Here is a 17,659-nt window from a genome sequence, read left to right as displayed (position 1 = left end):
TTATTGATCTTTCTGCCGTTCCAATTCTTCTTTCAGGCAGTCGGTTACGTTGCGGAATTTTTCTTCGTTCTCTTCGCTCATTTCGCTCAGGGTCAAATGGGAGTTGAGAACGTGGAGAGTTTGCTCCTTGGCATCCAAGTGAACGGAAGGGGCATTTTCAGTACCCAGGGCGGCACGTATCTGCTCTACTTTTCCCCTCCAGGGGGCTGTGGGCGGTTCAATGCTGAGCAGGGCGTCCAGCCCCAGGCTTTCCAGGGCGCTCAGGCAGCGTTCGCTCGGGGAAGCGATTTGGACGGATCCCCCGATGGGAAGCAGCCGTCGGGACAGGCCCGCAAGAGTGCCCATGAAGGTGGAGTCAATGCCGGAGCAAGTTTCCAGATCAATGACGATCAGACGCCCTCCGGAAGCGATGTAATCGTCCCCCAGGGATTTGACAGTCGGACTATTGGCAAAACTTCCGCGTCCGGAACACCGGACCCAAAGAAATTCATCAAAAAGGCCGAAAAGGATGGAAGAATTGTTATTCACGTCGTTAGAAAATGGAAACCATATGAATAACAAGAGAAACCTCTGCGGTCAAGTCAGGATTTAATTTGCGCGCCGCCGGAAGAAGGTTCGTTTTCTCGCATGCAGAACCTTTTCCCGCGGCGCTCTTTTCGTTATTCGGAGGGATGCCTCAGGAGTTCTTGGTGCCTTCCCCCGTACCGGGCAGGAAACGGTAATAGGTTTCCAGCATCAGCGTTGCCAGGCACTGGCGGTAGATGTTTTCAGATTTATTGCTCATGCCGGAAACGTATCCTACGTCATTTTTCCGGAAACTGCCGTCCGCATTCTGGCCGCTGAGCACGGCGTCCCGGAATGCTTTGTTGTAAGAGGTCCATACGTCTCCTCCGCGGTTCATGGCAGCCTGCACGCAGTAGTAATGCATGTAGAGATTACTCTTGACATTTTCCGTGCCGCTTCCCTGGCCCCACTGGAGGGTCTTGACGTTGTTCTTAATCCAGTCCAATCCCTTGCGGGCTGCACCGCCGGAGCCGTCGCCCGTCATTTGCAGAGAAAGCACGCCTACGCCTACCAGGGAGGAACGGGGCATATTACCGTTTTCCTTATAGGAAAATTTGCCGTCCGGCATGACGTTCTTGCGCACGTAGCTTGAGGCCTTGCGCAGCGTAGAGCGGATTTCCCCTTTGGTAGGCTTGATGCCGCCGTGTTCGGCAGCCTTGAGAGCCTGCACGTTCCACCCGGTGACGGAAAGGTCGATGTCCGGATTAATCTTGTTGTTGTAGCTGTAGCCCCAGCCCCCGTTGGGACACTGGGCGTCAATAATCCTGTCCACGGCTTTTACGACGACCTTTTCCAGATTGGAGATGGAGGGGATGTCCATCTGTTTGCAGAAGGTATAGGCTTCGCACAGGGCATAGGTGGCTACCGCGTGGTCATAACAGATTTCCTTCAGGGCGGGCTGTTCCGAAAGGACGGGGTTTTTCATGCCTAAGTCCACCAGGAAGGAAATGCCTTTCAGGACGTTTTCTCCGAATTCCTCGGAAAGAGGGGTTTCACAGTGGGCCAGGTAGGCCAGCAGGGAAATGCCGGTCATGGAAGCGCGGAATTGCCCTTCACCCCAGGAGCCGTTGCCGTTCTGCTGTTTTTTCAGCCAGCGGAGGGATTTGACTACGGCTTCCTCGCACTGCGGGGTGCCCCCGTTTTCCGTGATGCGCTTCATGCGGTCGTTCAAATCGCAGCGCTTGGAGATGATGCCGGGAATGCCTCCCCCGTCTCCGTCGCCCGTGCCGGTGCCGAAGCCGTCGCCGATGTCGATGCCCATGGAAAGCTCTTCCGAGGGGACGTCCACCTCAATATCCGGATTGACTACCGCGACGTCCGCCGTGGCGACGGCGGCGATGACCTTCACCTGAGCGGAGGTGGAGGAACTGCTGGGGCGCTGGGTGGTCTGGGTGACTTCCGGCGTGTCAATGTCCGGGTTATCTCCTTCCTGGGTGGCGTAGGCGACCATGGGGGGATCTTCCGGAACGGCCACGATGATGTGCACCAGGTAGAGGAGGAGGCCCATGAGGGCGACGCCAAGGAAAGAGACGGAAATGGCGGCGGTCAGGGTTTTGGTCCGCTGCTTCTTCAATTCCGCAAGGGCATCTTCAGTACTTTCAATGTGGAGACTCATAGAGGGAGGTGTCTGGTTGGCATCAAGGCAAAAACTCCCGCATTTCTGAAAAATGGGGAGAATTGCCCTGTACAGGTATGTATTGCTGGCCTGCCTGTTTACAAGGCTGGCAGCGTACTAAAGCCAGACACGCCTGTCTGTCAATCAGATTAGGAATTCCTGGTGCCTTCCCCCGTGCCGGGAAGGAAGCGGTAATATACCTCCAGCATCAGCGTAGCGAGGCACTGGCGGTAAATCTTGTCGTTGATGGAACCTCCATTGCTGTTCACGAGCCCCCCCGGTCCCGGGAATCCGTTCGGGGTGAAGCTTCCATCGGTGGCCTGGGCTCCGAGGGTGGAATCACGGAAGGCCTTGTTGTACGCTTTCCATACATCCCCTCCTCGGTTCATGGCGGCCTGTACCCCGTAATAGTGCTGGTAGAGGTTGGAGGAAGTATTGTTCGCCTTCCAGTTGAACGGCTGGTTGGTGTTCTTGAGCATCCAGTCCAGTCCCTTGCGGGCGGCGCTGTCCGAACCGTTGCCGCACATTTGAAGGGAAAGAACGCCTACGCCCACCAGGGAGGGACGTGCTGCGGCATCTTCCCTGCCTTTCTGCATGTAGGTGAAGAGGCCGTCGGGCTTGCCGCATTTCTGGCAATAGGCCGCGGCTTTGCGCAGGGCCGTGCGTATTTCGCCTTTGGAGGGGCGGATGCCGCCGTGTTCGGCGGCCTTGAGGGCCTGCACGTTCCATCCGGTGACGGAAAGGTCCGTATGAGCGCCCGCCTTCGTGTTGTAATTGTAGGCCCAGCCGCCGTCGGTATTTTGATTGTCCACAATCTTATCAACGGCTTTTATGACGACCTTTTCCAGATTGGAGATGGAGGGGATGTCCATCTGCTTGCAGAAGGTGTAGGCTTCGCATAAGGCATAGGTGGCTACCGCGTGGTCATAGCTGACTTCGTTCCTCTGGGGAACCAGGGAGAGAACGGGATTTTTCATGCCCTGATCCACCAGGAAAGAGATGCCCTTCAGGACAGTTTCCCCGAATTCTTCGGAAAGAGGCGTTTCGCAGTGGGCCAGGTAGGAGAGGAGAGCCATGCCCGTCATGGCGCATTTGTAATTATGGGGAGCCCCGCCCCAGGAACCGTCTTTATTCTGCTGTTTTTTCAGCCAGCGGAGGGATTTGACTACGGCTTCCTCGCACTGCGGGGTGCCTCCGTTTTCCGTGATGCGCTTCATGCGGTCGTTCAAATCGCAGCGCTTGGAGATGATGCCGGGAATGCCTCCCCCGTCTCCGTCGCCCGTGCCGGTGCCGAAGCCGTCGCCGATGTCGATGCCCATGGAAAGTTCTTCCGAGGGAACGTCCACCTCAATATCCGGGTTGACCACCGCGACGTCCGCCGTGGCGACGGCGGCGATGACCTTCACCTGCGCGGAGGTGGAGGAACTGCTGGGGCGCTGGGTGGTCTGGGTGACTTCCGGTGTGTCGATGTCCGGGTTGTCGCCTTCCTGGGTGGCGTAGGCGACCATGGGGGGATCTTCCGGAACGGCCACGATGATGTGCACCAGGTAGAGGAGGAGGCCCATGAGGGCGATGCCGAGGAAGGAGACGGAAATGGCGGCGGTCAGTGTCTTGGTCCGCTGCTTCTTCAATTCCGCAAGGGCATTTTCAGTACTTTCAATATGCAGGCTCATACAGTATGTGAAGCTTCCTGAAAATAATAGAATGTTTTTCCGGTTGAGGCGAGTTCAAAAATTTTGATGGTCTATAGGGTGGTAAATGACCAGATATGAACAAAATGGAATTTTATAATGAACGGCTTATATTGGTTGCATCATATACCCGACGGGGGCGTCTGCCGGGACATGGGCTGTGTTTCTGGTTTGCCGGAGAGGAATGGAAAAGGCTTTTTGAAGCCGGGAAGGAGAAGCAGCACGCCGGGAACCGTTTGCCTTTGAATGTTTTTAGCTGTGGCCGGCAGAGGAAGAAAGAGCGGTTCCGGGAGAGGAGCGTACGAAGAAATTTGAAAAAACAAGCCCTGCCATGGAGGGCATGGCAGGACGGAAAAGAGGGTGGCCTTTTGCGGGCAGAGGCATTAATAGTGGCCGCGGCGCGGGCCAGTCATCCACTTCCATGCGGTTTCCACAATGGCCCCGGCATCCTTGCACCTGGCTTCCCAGCCGAGGATTTCCTTGGCTTTCTTCGGATTGGCAATCAGGCGGGGCGGGTCGCCTTCGCGGCGCGGGCCGTAGCGGACGGGAATTTTTTTGCCGGTGACTTTTTCAGCCGTTTCCAGGATTTCCCGGACGGAAAGTCCCAGGCCGGTTCCGAGGTTGAAGCATTCTGTGGCCCCGCCTTTCATCAGGTAGTCCACCGCTTTCAAGTGGGCGTCCGCCAGGTCGTTGACGTGGATGTAGTCGCGGATGCAGGTGCCGTCCGGCGTGTCGTAATCCGTTCCGAAGACTTCGATGTATTCCTTTTCCCCGGTGAGCGTGAGCAGGATGTTGGGGATAAGGTGGGTTTCCGGTTCGTGGTCTTCACCGATCAAGCCGTCCTCGCTGCAACCTGAGGCATTAAAATAGCGCAGAAAAACGCTTTTGAGACCCCAGGCGCGGTCGCAGTCCCTGCAAACTTTTTCCAGCATGTACTTGGAACTCCCGTAAGGATTGATAGGATCCTGCTTTTCCGTTTCCGGGATAGGAATCTGGGTGGGAACGCCATACGTGGCGCAGGTGGAGGAGAAAACAAAGCGCTTGACGCCGGCGGCTTGCATGGCGCCCAGAAGGACGAGGGGCCTGGCGATGTTGTTCATGTAGTACTTGAGGGGGTTCTGGACGGATTCCCCCACATTGATGAAGGCGGCAAAGTGAATCACGGCGTCAAAGTTGCCCTTCATCAGGAGAGGATATACCACGGAGGCATCTCCCAAATCCCCTTTGACCAGTTTCACTTCCGGGTCCACGAGGGCTCCCGCGTGGCCGTACACCATGTTGTCCAGCACGGTCACGTCTGCGCCGGTTTTGACGAGCTGGCGTACCGTGTGGGAACCAATATATCCGGCTCCGCCGGTTACAAGTACTTTCATGATTTTATCAAATTTGCTGTTGAGCCGGTTTAACTTTTTCTCCGGCAAAGGCGTCCGGACATTTTGGAGTCTGCGGAACCTTCCGGTTCACTGCAGGCTGAATCCCTGTTCCAGACGCCTGTAAAAGTGACATGTTTTCCCCTTTTTGTCAATTTGCGATATATCTTGCCGCCGTCTCTCCGTTCTTTGCCTGCGGCGGTTGGAGCTTCTCCGTTTTCATGCCGGAAACTGCCCCGCTTTTTACTGGCTCCTGACAGGCATTTTTGCGAACATCACTTCATTATGAAACCGTCCGAGATCAGGAATGTTCTGGAAGACCATGAAGTGCGCCCCAGCAAGTCCCTGGGGCAGAATTTCCTGACGGATGAAAATGTGGCCCGCTGGATTGTGGAGCAGCTCGAAATCCGGCCGCAGGATTGCGTGGTGGAGGTAGGGCCTGGAACCGGCTCCCTGACGGAACATGCCGCACCCCTTTGCCGCAAACTGGTTCTGGTGGAATTTGATTCCCGTCTGGCGGAGTACCAGAAAGAGCGCTGGGCCGGTGATCCCCATGTGGAGGTTCACCATGCAGACGGCGCTTCCTGGGATCCGCGGGGGCTGTTTGCGGAGGCCCCTGTCAAATTCCTTGGCAATCTTCCCTATTCCGCGGGGGGAGCCATCCTCCAGAATTTCCTGTCCAGGCCCAGTGCTGTGGAACGTGCCGTGGTGATGCTCCAGAAGGAGTTTATCGATCGCATTCTGGCGACGCCGGATGATGATGCCTTCGGGCTGTTGTCCCTGCGCATCCAGAAAAACTGGATTCCCCGTGCCCTTAAAACCATTCCGCCGGAAGCGTTTCATCCCCGTCCGCGTATTGATTCCACCGTGATGCTGCTTACTCCCCGCCCTGCCCGCGAGCTGCCTCCATATGACGACCGCCTGATGGATGAACTGATGCGCAAGGCTTTTTCCCAGCGGCGCAAACAATTGAAAAAACAGCTCCCCGCTTCTCCTCCGTGGGAGGGCGTGGCTGCTTCCCTGGGACTTTCCCCTTCCGCCAGGGCTGAGGAATTGAATTTGTCCCAATGGGTGGAATTGGCGCGCGTTTATGATACCAATCCTCTCAAGGATGTGGCGCAGAGCGGAGATGAATTGTTTGACATCGTGGACGAACTCAATCAGGTGACGGGGCAGGGCACGCGCCGGGAAATACATGAAGGCAGCCTTCGTCATCGCGCCGTACATATGTTCCTGGTCAATAAGCATGGAGCTGTGCTTCTCCAGAAAAGGTCCCTGTGGAAAGACAGGCAGCCGGGCAAATGGGATTCCTCCGCAGCCGGGCATCTGGATGCCGGGGAAAGTTATGAGGAAGCTGCGGTGCGGGAGCTGAAGGAAGAACTGGGGGTGTCCGGCTGCGGGCTGCAGAAAATCGCGGATTTTGACGCCGGAGAAAATAACGGCTGGGAATTCATCTCCCTCTATGAAGGGCGGTATTCCGGGAAGGTTCGTTTTCCGGCGGCGGAGGTGGACAGCGTGCAGTGGTTCACGCCGGAGCAAATCCAGGCGTGGGTGGAACGTCGTCCGCAGGATTTCTCGCCTGCGTTCATTCCCTGCTGGAATGCATGGCTGGTCGCGAATAGAAAAAATCATTCTAACTCAAATACATATCATGATAAACCCTGATCAATTATCTCCGGAACAGATCCAGTCCATCCGGACCTGGGCGGAAGAAGGACTGGATTTAAACGCCATCCAGAAAAGGCTGCATGAGGACTTGAACATCAAGCTGACGTTCATGGATACAAGATTCCTTCTTCAGGATCTGGATATCCGCATCAGCCAGCCGGAGCCGGAACCCGAAGCCGAGCAGCCCGGAGAGCTTCCCGGAACAATGCCTCCCCCTGCCTCCCTGCTGGGAAAAACCCAGGTAACTGTGGATGAAATAACGCCTCCCCACGCCCTGATGGCCGGCAAGGTTTTATTCAAGAGCGGCGCCCAGGGCGCATGGGATATTGACCGTACCGGCCGTATCAACTGGGACGTTACGCTTGGAGAACCTACGGCAGACGACCTGAGGGAATTTGAAACGGAACTGCAATCCGTCATTCGCAGCCGCATGGGAGCCATGTGAGGGAAACGGAAAATATTTCGCTTGAAATGGACTGGAAGCAGGAACTTGCCGGGTGGCGGTTATTTCCAATAAAAGCCTTGGCTGGAATGGAAAATGCCGTGTCCGCATGCCATTCGGGAGAGAATGTCTGCCCGGAAAAAATGCGCGTTCATTTGGTTCCATAGTAAAATAAAAGCAACAAAAGGACTATCATGGAAATACCGGAGGAAATGATTGAAACGCTGGTGCCTGCCGTTCGGGAGCAGCTGGAGTCGCCGGACACCGCTTATGTCAAAAACTGTCTGGAACGCCTGACGGGGCGGGAAAAACTGGGAGAACAGGAAGCTCTGGAACTGATGGCGCAGGCTCTGGCCATTACTATTAATGCGATGGTGGTGGGGGGCCGCTCCTTTGATTCGGGAAAGTACAAGGCGCTGTTGAAAGATCTCCCGGCTCTTCCGGATGAGGCTCCGTGATAAATCTCGACAATCTCCGGAATTGATTCATAATCCTTTCTTTCACTTGAAATTTTATGGCAAAAAAACCATTAGAAACAGGTGCTCCGGAAGCGTCCGCAGCTAAAAAAACGGCTGCTCGCAAGACGACGGCCAAAAAGACGGCCTCTACTACCAAAAAGGCCGCCGCAGCTGAAAAAAAAGCTGCTGCTGACGCCGCTTCCGTAGAAGCACCCAAAACCAAAATCAAAACGGTCAAGTCCGCCCCGAAAACCGCGGTGAAGACAAAAACCGCGAAAACAGCCAAAAAGGCGGCTGATGAAAAGGCCCCTGTCTCTGAAACGGTTGTTGCCCCTTCCGAGGCCCCGGCTCCTTCCGCTCCCGTGGAAAAGGAGATGATGCCCGAAGCTCCCCAGAAGCCCCAGGCTGCCGCTCCGGTCAAGGTCAAGCGGGAATCGTTCCGCCCCAATCGCAATGCGGAACAGCAGGAGCGCCATGAACAGCATGGCGGAGATGTCTTTGCCCAGCCGGAAACGGTGGGCGGCGCCTCCGAAGGGCCCTTTAACAAGCGCAAGCGCCGCCGCCGCAATAAGAAAGGCGGCGGTTCCGAAGACCGCCAGCCCATGCAGGATGCCGCTTCTCTCAAGCAGTTGGATTGTAAGAAGGTGGCTTCCCGAGCCTGGAAAATGTTCCTGGCGGAAGTGTCTGAAGAAGGCCTTGCCCTGATGGACGACCAGACGGCGCGTGAGGCGGCCCGCCGCGCTTTCCGCTGTGCGGAATTCTTCATGATGGAGGAAGCGCGCCGCAAGCATGCCCAGAAAGCAGCTCTCCAGCAGCAGGAGAAAACTTCTTCTCCGGAAGAGGAACGGGATTCCGAAGAGGATTCCGGCGAAGAATAATTCCTGTCTGTGTTGATGTTTTTGCCCTGCGGCGGATGCCGCAGGGCGTTTTTGTATCCTCCGGGCTTATTTTCCGGAGTTTGAATGGCCGTGTTTTATCCGGTGCATTGGGAAGCAGCATGCGCCGCCCTTTGCCACCTGGGGGCAAAAAGCAGCCTTTTCTCCAACCAGGGCACTTTTTGAGAATGGGAGAGCGTTGGAGCCGCTTGGATGAAAGCGGACTTTATTTCGTGCCGTTCCCCGTTCTTGTTCCTCCTAAACCTTTTTGCCTCTCCATTTCCCGCTCTTGAGGTACCACCATGCCAGGAAGATCAGGGTAACGCCGTAAACGTGTTCGGAAAACCAGCAGAGAGCCACATCCGGCTTGAGCCTGATGATGCCGTAATAAATGACGGCCGTGTAAACGGCCAGGGAAATCATTTCCATGATGAATCCCGCCCTGGTATTGCCTGTGCCGGATACGGCATTGAACAGGATGAATGACGGAGCCATGATCAGTGTGGAAGAAGCCATCACATACACGGAATTGACGCTGGCGGCAATCAGGGACGGACTATCCGTGAAGGCACGGAGGACGGACTCCGGAAACAGGCACAGTATGATGAGCAGGGGGATCAGGATGGCGTATGTCAGTTTGAGAGTCATGCCGCAGGTTTTGAACAGGCAGCGCTGTTCTCCCGCTCCAATCTGGTTGCTGATGAGAGCTCCTGCCGTGGTGGCAAAAGCGCTGATCACCATGATCAGCAGGGCGGAAATATTGCGGACGATGTTGGTAACGGCCAGCGGGCGTTCCCCCAAATGTTCAATCGCCAGGAAAAAAATAAACCAGATGGAGACGGAAATAAAAGATTGCACCATGGTCCATCCGGAAATGGACAGCATTCCCTTCAGCAGATGGGGGCGGAGTGTGAATGCCCGGCGGAAGCCGTACTTCCGTTTATCCGCCGTCATGCTTGTGTAGATGATGAAAAAGAGAAGGGAGACTGCTTCCGATACGCTGGAGGCAATGGCCGCCCCTGCTATGCCTGCGGCGGGAAAGCCGCCTTTCCCGAAAATGAGGCAGTAATTTAACGCGACATTGCTCAGGAGCATGACAATGGAATTGACCGTCAGAATCTTCGTCTGGGTAATCCCCACGTAATAGGCTCGGAACATGACGCAGAGGAAAGAGAAAAAGATACCGTAGGTGCGCCAGTGCAGGTAATCCGCCGTGGCCCCGTACACCTGTGGGGATTCAATGATGTCCCGCAGGATGATGGGGGAAAAATATTGGGATGCGGCAAAAAGGGCTACCGCCAGGACCAGCATGAAATAACAGCCCTGAACCATGGTGGGGGCAATCCTGTTGTAACGGCGTTCCCCGTTGCGGCGCGCAATGATGATTTGTGCGCCAAAGCCGAAGCCGAATGCCAGCATGAACATGGCCATGTAATACACGCCGCCCAGAGCGCATGCTCCCAGCGCCACGTCTCCCACGCGCCCCAGGAAGACGGCATCCGTCAGGCCGATCATATGCTCAATGATCAGGCTGATCATGAGGGGGTATGACATGAGCCATATCTTTTGATAGGAAGTAAAAGAAGGATTATTCATAGCGGGGGCAGCCTGCGGGCATGATCCGCCAAGGGCAGGCGCTAAAGGCCAAATATTCTTGAATTAAAATGTTTTCTTGCAAGAAAGAAATGCGTTTGCTTCCGCACATGTCATGAAAATGGGGGTAATGCCCCGGGTCAGCTGAGCGGCAGTCTGGTTTCCGGATACCGCAGGGGGGATTTGGTTGGTTGTTTCATGAAGGCCAGCACGAAAGCCACCATGCCCACACGGCCCACAATCATGTTGAACACGATGATCCATTTGCCGGCATCACTGAGTTCCGGAGTGACGTTCCATGAAAAGCCTACCGTGGCGAAAGAGCTGACTACCTCGAAAAACAGGCGTTCCAGACTCAACCGCGGTTCTGCAAAACACATGACCGTAGTCATCATACCTACCCAGGCTCCGGCCAGAATGACGGTGATGACGGCCCGTTCCACCACATTGCGGGCAATCCGGCGCTTGTGCATGACCACGTCTTTCTTGCCCTGTAAAATGCGCGCCACCTCCCCGCAGGAAACGGCAAATGCGGTGGTATGGACTCCTCCCGTGGTGGAACCGGGATTGCCTCCGATGAACATGAGAGCTCCCAGAAACAGGGCGTATGGAGCGCTGTTGAGCGCCATGTCCGAAATGTTGAATCCTGCTGTGCGGGCCGTTGCATTGAACAGGCTCTCCCACAAAATCCAGTACCACGGATCGGCAGACGTGAACAGGCTGCCGTCAATTATTTTAATCAGGAACAGGATCAGCCCGCCGCCAAGCACCAGAGCGGCGGTCATGCGTACGACCAGCCAGCTGTATGTGGACCAGTGGCGGCTGACGGTGTTCCGGGCATCCCAGCCCAGTGCGACTCTGGCCCGGCGGACGATTTCCAGATACATGGCGAATCCCAGGCTGCCGCAAAGCACCATGACCATAATGATAATCTGGCCGCCCATATTGTAGGCTACGCCCGGTGTGGCCAGGTTATCCGCAAACAGGCTGAATCCCGCATTGCAGAAACCGGAAACGGAATGGAAGACGGCGTACCACCAGAGCGTGTCTCCCTCCAGCCCCGGAACATGTCTCCAGGAAAAATAGAGGCCTATGGCTCCCAGCGCTTCCACTCCGAACGTGACGGCAATAATATTCTTGATGAACCGGTCTACCTGGGCAATGCCTTCTTCATCCAGCAGGTTGCTGATGGTTACCTTGGAACGCAGGCTCAACCCCTGGCCAACCATCAGGGAGACGAAATAAGTGAACGTCATGATGCCGAAAGCTCCCACTTGGAAAAGCACCAGCAAAATGGTCTGTCCGTAATTGGTGAAGTGTTCATGAACATTCAGGGGGACCAGCCCCGTGACGCAGACGGCGCTGGTGCTGATGAAATAGGCGTCCGTGGCGGAAAGGACGATGCCGTCCTTGGTAGCTCCCGGCGACATGAGAAGAGTTCCTCCCAGCGCAATGAAGGCAATCAGGGTAAGCAGGAAAAGAAGGGCGGGACGAATGCGCGGGAGGTGGAAGCCCCTGTTCCGGCGGGCGATGCGGAAAAAATATTCCTTGAGGTTCAGCAGAGGGGCGGCTCCGTAGCAGAGGCAGAGCGCGCGGAAAATGTTCTGAAGCTCTATTTTGGAGATAAAGGTGGAATGGAAAAAGTCGCCTGCCAGCATGACCAGAATCACCAGCCCCAGCCCCAGTTCTACCCACCGGGGGTTGCGGATGGCCCTGGCAAGCCATTTTTCCCGCAAAATGCCGATGACGCCCGTGAGCTGGCCCAGCACCAGGAAGGAGAGAATTTCGCGGAAATAGCGCAGGGAAAGCTGGTCTTCATGAATTTCCCCGAAGCCGTTCCACCACAGCAGCCACATCAATGCGGCCAGTGTGCACAGGCCGAACCCCATTTCCATGACCTCAAAACGGTTCAATAGCGGTTTTTCATTCGTCTCATTCACAAGCCTGCAATGGTGATGCCTCTGATGCTGGGGGGAGACTACTGCATACGGAAAGATTTGAGAAGCCCTTATATCGTTTCCAGGCGGCCCCGGCTGAAGGCAGGAAGGTGCCTTGGGAAAAAATTTTTTTCATGTGAAGGAAAATAGTTGCCAATCCGGCGCCGCCGTGCATAATAAGCCCCGTTCTTACCAAACCATGTGCGCTCGTGGCGGAATTGGTAGACGCGCTAGATTCAGGTTCTAGTGGAGGCAACTCTGTGAAGGTTCGAGTCCTTTCGGGCGCACCATATAACCCCTTTTAAGTTAACAGCTTGGAAGGGGTTACTTGTTTTTAGGAGAGAGAAGCCAAAAATCTTATTTTTTGACGAACTGGGGGACATTCAGGGGACATCCTTGTTATCGAAAAGCATTGTAAAATAAGAAGAAAATGCTCTTTCTTCTAGATGGAAGTCTACACTAATGTAGCCCTCTCGAACACATGACATACCCCGGGTATCCATGTGGCTTGGACACTCGGGAACCAACATGACGGAAAAGCACTACCGGGAAGGCATTCGTGCTGCCGAAGGCGAAGCATGGTTCCATGTATTTCCGGAACAAAAGACGAAATCAATCCGTGCTTTAATGCAGGAATAACCCGCAAAACCGGGCGATGAGGATGCCGCCTTCGAGAACTCGATAACATTGTCTGGTTGTTGCTCCTTCTGAGCCTGCTGTGCCTTCCATTCCTCGTACGGAACAAGCTTGCCTGTCTGCGGATCGCGCTTGAACGAATTGGCTCGTACGTTCTTCCGGGCCTGGAGGCGTACGCCCCGGTTGAGACCTTCAATGAGGGTGGGGCTCATTCCGGGCATGTCGATGGGTAGTTCGACCTCGGCGGCCGTGTTCGGGTCTTTCCTGGAGCCGGGCAGCTTGAGCTTGATCTTGCCCATCTCGGCCTTGGGATCTTTGCGGGTGAGGTATCTGCCGGTGGCAACGGCTCCCGTTGCGAGGGCGCCGGCTCCCAGGAGGCCTAGAAGGATGTTGAGATTTCTGGAGTTGGAGGCTGCGATTGAGTTGGCCTTATCTATAGAAGTGACCCAAGTAGTGCGCTGTATCATAACGCTACGCGTATGATACAGCGCACTACTTGGTAAGGGGAGAAAAATTATTTTGGATTGGAATGAACCCTATATTTCTCATAATGACTCATATATAATACATATTTCTTGATTTTGCTTACTATATGATACATATTCCTCTCATGAAAACCACATCCCCATTGCCGGGCCCAGTGAAAGCGGCGCTCAAGAAATTGGGGGCGGACATCAGCGATGCCCGTAAGAGGCGGCGTATCCCTACGACACTGATGGCTGAACGGGCATTCATTTCTCGTTCAACACTGGGGCGTGTCGAAAAGGGCGACCCCGGCGTATCCCTGGGCAACTATGCCGCCGTCCTGTTCGTACTGGGGCTGACCGATAGGCTCAAAAACCTCGTCGATGCCAATAATGACCCCGTGGGCCGAGCTCTTGAAGAAGAACGCTTGCCCAAACGTATCCACCTTCCCAAGAACCCATGAGTGATACTCCCATCGACGTCTTCATTGACCTGCCTTACTCCCCGGGGCCTGTACAAGCAGGCAGGCTGTGGTCGCACTTTCGCAAGGGCCGGGAATCAGCCTCTTTCGAGTACAACAGGGAATGGCTCGCAAATCCGTACAGATTTGCGCTGGAACCACTCCTTCCTCTGGCAGACGGTACCTTTCATACCACTCCCGGTCAAAGCGTATTCGGAGCGATTGGCGACTCCACGCCTGACAGGTGGGGGCGCATTCTGATGCGGCGGGCTGAATTGGTTCGGGCACGAGCAGCCAATGAAAGCCCCCGTACACTCTCCGAACTGGACTACCTGCTCAGGGTGAATGACGAGGCAAGGCAGGGAGCGTTGCGCTTTTCACAGGATGGAGGACAATCGTTCTGCGCCCCTCCGGGTGCGACGCCAATTCCGCCTCTGGTCAACCTGTCCCGTTTGCTGCATGCCGCCGACCACTTCTGCCGGGACGATGAAAATGCCGAAGACCTGCGGTTGCTCCTCGCTCCCGGTTCTTCCCTCGGTGGAGCTCGTCCGAAGGCATCGGTAAAAGACAAGAAGGGGAACCTCTGCATTGCCAAGTTTCCCCGGCACGATGATGAATACAACGTTGTTGCATGGGAAGCAGTCGCCTTGACTCTCGCCTCCAAAGCCGGGTTCCAAGTCCCGCGCTTCGAACTGGAAAAAATAACCGACAAGGATGTCCTGATCGTCTGGCGTTTTGACCGCACCCGGGAACAGCGACGAATCGCCTACCTGTCGGCCATGAGCATGCTGGGAGCCCGGGATAACGAACAGCACAGTTACCTCGAAATCGTGGATGCCATACGCCAGTATGGCGCTGCGCCCAGGCAAGACTTGCGCCAGCTATGGCAGCGGATCGCCTTCAGCATCATGATTTCCAACACGGATGACCATCTTAGGAATCACGGATTCCTTCAAACCGGGGGAACAGGCTGGTCTCTATCGCCACTGTTTGACGTAAACCCCACTCCCATGGATATATGCCCTCGCTACCTCAATACGGCTATCGACTGGGAAGATACATCCGCCTCTCTGGATGTCCTCCGCAGTATTGCTCCCGAATGCGGAATCAAGACCTCTGAAACGAATGACCTGTTGGAACCGATTGCCCGGGCTGTCAGTCAGTGGCGTCAGGTTGCGGAATCATTCGGCATCAGCAAACAGGAACAAGATCGCATGGTATCAGCCTTCGAACATAAAGATGGTTATGCTGGAGTATCAGCGTAAGCCATTCTCACCCTTCCTTCGCCGCCCTTTCCATTGTACTCAACTTCCCGTATCCGTCTTCGATCTGACGATGTCTACGCCACTTCCGATAGCCGCAGTCAAAGCTTGTGCGGACAGGAATCATTTGAGAGACTCGTGTAAGTGAAAGATCTGCCGCAATGCCATATCGTCGCTGGCCCCAATGGGGCGGGCAAAACGACGTTTGCCATGGAGTACCTGATGAATGAGACGGAATGCCGCTCCTTTATAAACGCGGACATGATCGCCCAGGGGGTGTCGCCCCTTGATCCGGCGGCTGCCCAAATTACGGCAGGAAAGCTTTTTCTGGAACAACTCGGCAGGCATCTCACCCGGAGGGAAAGTTTCTGCTTCGAGACGACTCTTTCCGGGACCTCCTATCTGCATCGCGTGCAGGATTGGCAAAGAGATGGATGGCGAGTCTTTTTACACTACCTCTGGATTCCTGATGTAAAGTTTTCTGCGTTGCGGGTCCAAGAACGGGTTGCGCAAGGCGGCCACGATATTCCATACAATGCCATTTTGCGACGTTATGACAAGAGCATCAACAATTTGTTTCGTTTTCTCACCATTTGCGACGAGACAATGTGTTACGACAATTCCCGGTTGGAACATTCTCTGATTTTCTCCATGGCAGACGGCGTTCTTGCCATCGAAGATGAAGTACGATATCAATGCATCAGGCAACAAGTACGTCCATGAACAATCAAACTCCCATCTCGGAAACTGCCCGCCGGGGACTCAATGCTCTCCATCGAGCTGTCAGAAAAGAAGTGGAAAAGAAGAGCAAGCTTGGACAGTATGTTATTATTTCCCGTCAGGGAAAAACGGTTCGCATACTGGCGGCGGATGCCCTCCGGGAGGCGGATAATGCCCAGCACTCCGCGCGATAGAAGTTTTCTTGATTTCCTGCCTAGTTTTCCTATTCCGAGGCAATTTTTCGATGTTTTGTAAACAGGGTTGAGCTAGAGGCTGTGGTGATAGAGGCTTAGTGATTTCCCGGAAAAAGGCTTAATAGTCGGGAAGATTTTTGGTCAGAGTTTCCACAAGCCAGGGTGGAGACGTCATCTCGACATTTATCTCGTTGTCTGGTGATTTCTGAATCTGATTGTTTCAGATGACGTACGGCATATCGATGTTTACGGACCAGCTAAAAAAAGTAATTTTTGCCTCGGTGTATTGGTTCATCTCGTCGAGGAGGAGCTGCTGAGTCTGGTAGTTCACTTGGCGCTGGGTGTCCGTATAAGCGATGCCTGTGGACGAGGAGAGTTGGAATGCGACTGCCTAGTCTTTAATGAAGTCGTTGAGTGCATACGCTGACAGGTACTGATGAGATGCCCGACGGGGGAACCTTCGGCACTTATCATATTCCAGTTCTACTCTGCTTCACAGGGAAACAAATCCGGAATCGTAAACCAGAACCTTTGTATGGCAGATAAAAAACAGCTCTCCTTCATCATCATGAAGAAGAGCTGCTGAATGTCGGTCTTAACCGTCCCTGGCTTCCAGCGTCTTGACGATCGCCTCGGCTCCGCGCTTGTACACGGTCACGGCCAACAGCTCTCCGTCGCGGAAGACGGCCCAGAAGCGGGTGCCCTTGTACTTTTCAATCGTCAGCATCAGGCAACACCTCCTTTCCGGGATGATGGCGGGACTTGAGCAGATGTCTCAGTACGGCCCCGATATTGGCTTCATACATGTCACGTGTGTGCCTGTTGCAGGCGACAGCATAAAGGCACCGGACATCAAGGATGTCGATGCTTTCACCACAGAGCCGGATGCAGCTTTCGAGTGCATCCAGTTCCGTTTCCGGAATCGGCGAAGCCAGCAGGATGCTTTCGTCTTCGTCCAGAGACTTCTGCTGTTCTTCCGTCAGTTCCGGGAGATTCGCCAGAGCCGCCATGGACGGCCCGTGAATCGTCAGCTTGCTCAACCCCAGTGAAGGATCGTTCTGATGACTGCTGTAAAGCGACACCGCCTTCTCGATCCGGGCCAGTAGCTTCTCGTCCAGTTCCAGATACACGTACGGAGCGTCCGTATCGTATTCGCTCGTGGAACGCAGTTGCGCGATGATGGGAATCGTCTTCATATCTCATTCCTTTCCTGTCAGGGTTACTTGCGGAAGAAGGCGATGACGCCCAGGATCAACAGCACGGCGAACAGGTATGGAGCTACGGCCACCAGAGCCGACAGGATGCTGACGACGACTGGTCCCAGCAGACACAGCAGTACGAGCGCCATCAGGGCGATGATGATGCCTTTCATGTTCATGGCGGTGTCTCATGCGTTAACCCTTGTCCGTGATGATCGACGAACCGGAGCGGCAGCGGACACCCATTGCCTGAGCGCCTGCCGTCCGGCATAGGTAATCAGCCAGCAGTCGGGACGAAGCAGGAATTCCTCTTCCTTCGTGCGGATGTTGAATTCACTGCCGGCCAAACCACGGACGGCATGCCTGACACTTTCCTGCTCGATGCCATGGCATTCCAGCATGATCTCCTCGTCACTGCGTTCAAAGTCGCTATGAAGGTACAGGAGAATGGACAGTTCCAGCCCTGTCAGGGATGGAGTCCGTCTCATGCGCATCAACCGTAGATGATGT

19 protein-coding genes and 1 tRNA gene are annotated in these 17,659 nt (G+C 54.9%); 9 read left to right on the top strand and 11 right to left on the bottom strand.

Annotation, left to right across the window (positions count from 1 at the left end):
• The 4 genes from WW58_RS10280 to galE form a co-directional block, all read right to left on the bottom strand.
• Nucleotides 1-528, bottom strand: coding sequence for an STAS domain-containing protein (locus WW58_RS10280; RefSeq protein WP_022198012.1), 528 nt, complete (start codon nt 526-528; stop codon nt 1-3).
• A 148-nt stretch (nt 529-676) separates the two neighbouring features.
• Nucleotides 677-2,179, bottom strand: coding sequence for a prenyltransferase/squalene oxidase repeat-containing protein (locus WW58_RS10275; protein ID WP_046437444.1), 1,503 nt, complete (start codon nt 2,177-2,179; stop codon nt 677-679).
• 149 nt (nt 2,180-2,328) lie between these two features.
• A complete protein-coding gene (locus WW58_RS10270; RefSeq protein ID WP_046437442.1) occupies nt 2,329-3,852 on the bottom strand; it encodes a prenyltransferase/squalene oxidase repeat-containing protein in 1,524 nt (507 codons plus the stop codon).
• Between the two features lie 401 nt (nt 3,853-4,253).
• A complete protein-coding gene (galE, locus tag WW58_RS10265) occupies nt 4,254-5,243 on the bottom strand; it encodes a UDP-glucose 4-epimerase GalE (protein ID WP_012420166.1) in 990 nt (329 codons plus the stop codon).
• Between the two features lie 282 nt (nt 5,244-5,525).
• Between galE and rsmA the strand changes: the two genes are divergently transcribed.
• The 4 genes from rsmA to WW58_RS13540 all read left to right on the top strand — a co-directional run bounded on the left by rsmA (nt 5,526) and on the right by WW58_RS13540 (nt 8,686).
• The gene (rsmA, locus tag WW58_RS10260) at nt 5,526-6,905 is read left to right on the top strand and encodes a 16S rRNA (adenine(1518)-N(6)/adenine(1519)-N(6))-dimethyltransferase RsmA (RefSeq protein ID WP_022198016.1); all 1,380 of its coding nucleotides are present in this window, start codon (nt 5,526-5,528) and stop codon (nt 6,903-6,905) included.
• Nucleotides 6,892-7,353, top strand: coding sequence for a hypothetical protein (locus tag WW58_RS10255; protein WP_022198017.1), 462 nt, complete (start codon nt 6,892-6,894; stop codon nt 7,351-7,353). The genes rsmA and WW58_RS10255 overlap by 14 nt, the downstream gene beginning before the upstream one ends.
• A gap of 191 nt (nt 7,354-7,544) precedes the next feature.
• On the top strand, nt 7,545-7,808 hold the full coding sequence (locus WW58_RS10250) for a hypothetical protein (protein WP_012420169.1): 264 nt from the start codon (nt 7,545-7,547) through the stop codon (nt 7,806-7,808).
• 56 nt (nt 7,809-7,864) lie between these two features.
• The gene (locus WW58_RS13540) at nt 7,865-8,686 is read left to right on the top strand and encodes a hypothetical protein (RefSeq protein ID WP_012420170.1); all 822 of its coding nucleotides are present in this window, start codon (nt 7,865-7,867) and stop codon (nt 8,684-8,686) included.
• A gap of 255 nt (nt 8,687-8,941) precedes the next feature.
• Here WW58_RS13540 and WW58_RS10240 read toward each other — a convergent pair whose 3' ends face one another.
• Complete coding sequence (locus WW58_RS10240; protein ID WP_046437441.1) at nt 8,942-10,279, bottom strand: MATE family efflux transporter; 1,338 nt, start codon at nt 10,277-10,279, stop codon at nt 8,942-8,944.
• A 137-nt stretch (nt 10,280-10,416) separates the two neighbouring features.
• Entirely contained in the window at nt 10,417-12,216 is a 1,800-nt protein-coding gene (locus WW58_RS10235) for a TrkH family potassium uptake protein (RefSeq protein WP_128153486.1), read from the bottom strand.
• A 200-nt stretch (nt 12,217-12,416) separates the two neighbouring features.
• Between WW58_RS10235 and WW58_RS10230 the strand changes: the two genes are divergently transcribed.
• Nucleotides 12,417-12,503 (top strand) — tRNA-Leu (locus WW58_RS10230).
• A 252-nt stretch (nt 12,504-12,755) separates the two neighbouring features.
• On the opposite strand, the gene WW58_RS10225 is transcribed toward WW58_RS10230, so the two are convergent.
• Complete coding sequence (locus WW58_RS10225; RefSeq protein ID WP_046437439.1) at nt 12,756-13,316, bottom strand: hypothetical protein; 561 nt, start codon at nt 13,314-13,316, stop codon at nt 12,756-12,758.
• 143 nt (nt 13,317-13,459) lie between these two features.
• On the opposite strand from WW58_RS10225, the gene WW58_RS10220 reads away from it, so the two are divergent.
• The 4 genes from WW58_RS10220 (at nt 13,460) to WW58_RS10205 (ending at nt 15,950) form a co-directional block, all read left to right on the top strand.
• Nucleotides 13,460-13,777 (top strand): transcriptional regulator, encoded by a 318-nt coding sequence (locus tag WW58_RS10220; protein ID WP_046437458.1) that lies wholly within the window; start codon nt 13,460-13,462, stop codon nt 13,775-13,777.
• A complete protein-coding gene (locus WW58_RS10215) occupies nt 13,774-15,039 on the top strand; it encodes a type II toxin-antitoxin system HipA family toxin (RefSeq protein WP_046437438.1) in 1,266 nt (421 codons plus the stop codon). Before WW58_RS10220 ends, WW58_RS10215 begins: the two co-directional genes overlap by 4 nt.
• A gap of 141 nt (nt 15,040-15,180) precedes the next feature.
• A complete protein-coding gene (locus WW58_RS10210; RefSeq protein WP_215833371.1) occupies nt 15,181-15,759 on the top strand; it encodes a hypothetical protein in 579 nt (192 codons plus the stop codon).
• On the top strand, nt 15,756-15,950 hold the full coding sequence (locus WW58_RS10205) for a hypothetical protein (RefSeq protein ID WP_046437437.1): 195 nt from the start codon (nt 15,756-15,758) through the stop codon (nt 15,948-15,950). Before WW58_RS10210 ends, WW58_RS10205 begins: the two co-directional genes overlap by 4 nt.
• A 595-nt stretch (nt 15,951-16,545) precedes the next feature.
• On the opposite strand, the gene WW58_RS13535 is transcribed toward WW58_RS10205, so the two are convergent.
• Genes WW58_RS13535 through WW58_RS10195 form a run of 4 tightly spaced genes read right to left on the bottom strand, consistent with a single transcriptional unit; the run spans nt 16,546 to nt 17,637 of the window.
• Nucleotides 16,546-16,677: a hypothetical protein gene (locus WW58_RS13535; RefSeq protein WP_257227946.1), complete on the bottom strand. Its 132-nt coding sequence runs from the start codon at nt 16,675-16,677 to the stop codon at nt 16,546-16,548.
• Nucleotides 16,664-17,146, bottom strand: a complete 483-nt coding sequence (locus tag WW58_RS10200) for a hypothetical protein (protein WP_046437436.1) — start codon at nt 17,144-17,146, stop codon at nt 16,664-16,666. Before WW58_RS10200 ends, WW58_RS13535 begins: the two co-directional genes overlap by 14 nt.
• Nucleotides 17,147-17,169: 23 nt before the next feature.
• Nucleotides 17,170-17,328 (bottom strand): hypothetical protein, encoded by a 159-nt coding sequence (locus tag WW58_RS13530; RefSeq protein WP_215833372.1) that lies wholly within the window; start codon nt 17,326-17,328, stop codon nt 17,170-17,172.
• 9 nt (nt 17,329-17,337) lie between these two features.
• The gene (locus WW58_RS10195) at nt 17,338-17,637 is read right to left on the bottom strand and encodes a hypothetical protein (protein ID WP_215833373.1); all 300 of its coding nucleotides are present in this window, start codon (nt 17,635-17,637) and stop codon (nt 17,338-17,340) included.
• Nucleotides 17,638-17,659: the final 22 nt, after the last annotated feature.

Source organism: Akkermansia sp. UNK.MGS-1 (assembly GCF_000980515.1).
Lineage (GTDB): Bacteria > Verrucomicrobiota > Verrucomicrobiia > Verrucomicrobiales > Akkermansiaceae > Akkermansia > Akkermansia muciniphila.
Note: the sequence above shows the minus strand (reverse complement) of the source record. Positions and strands in the feature narration are given on the sequence as shown.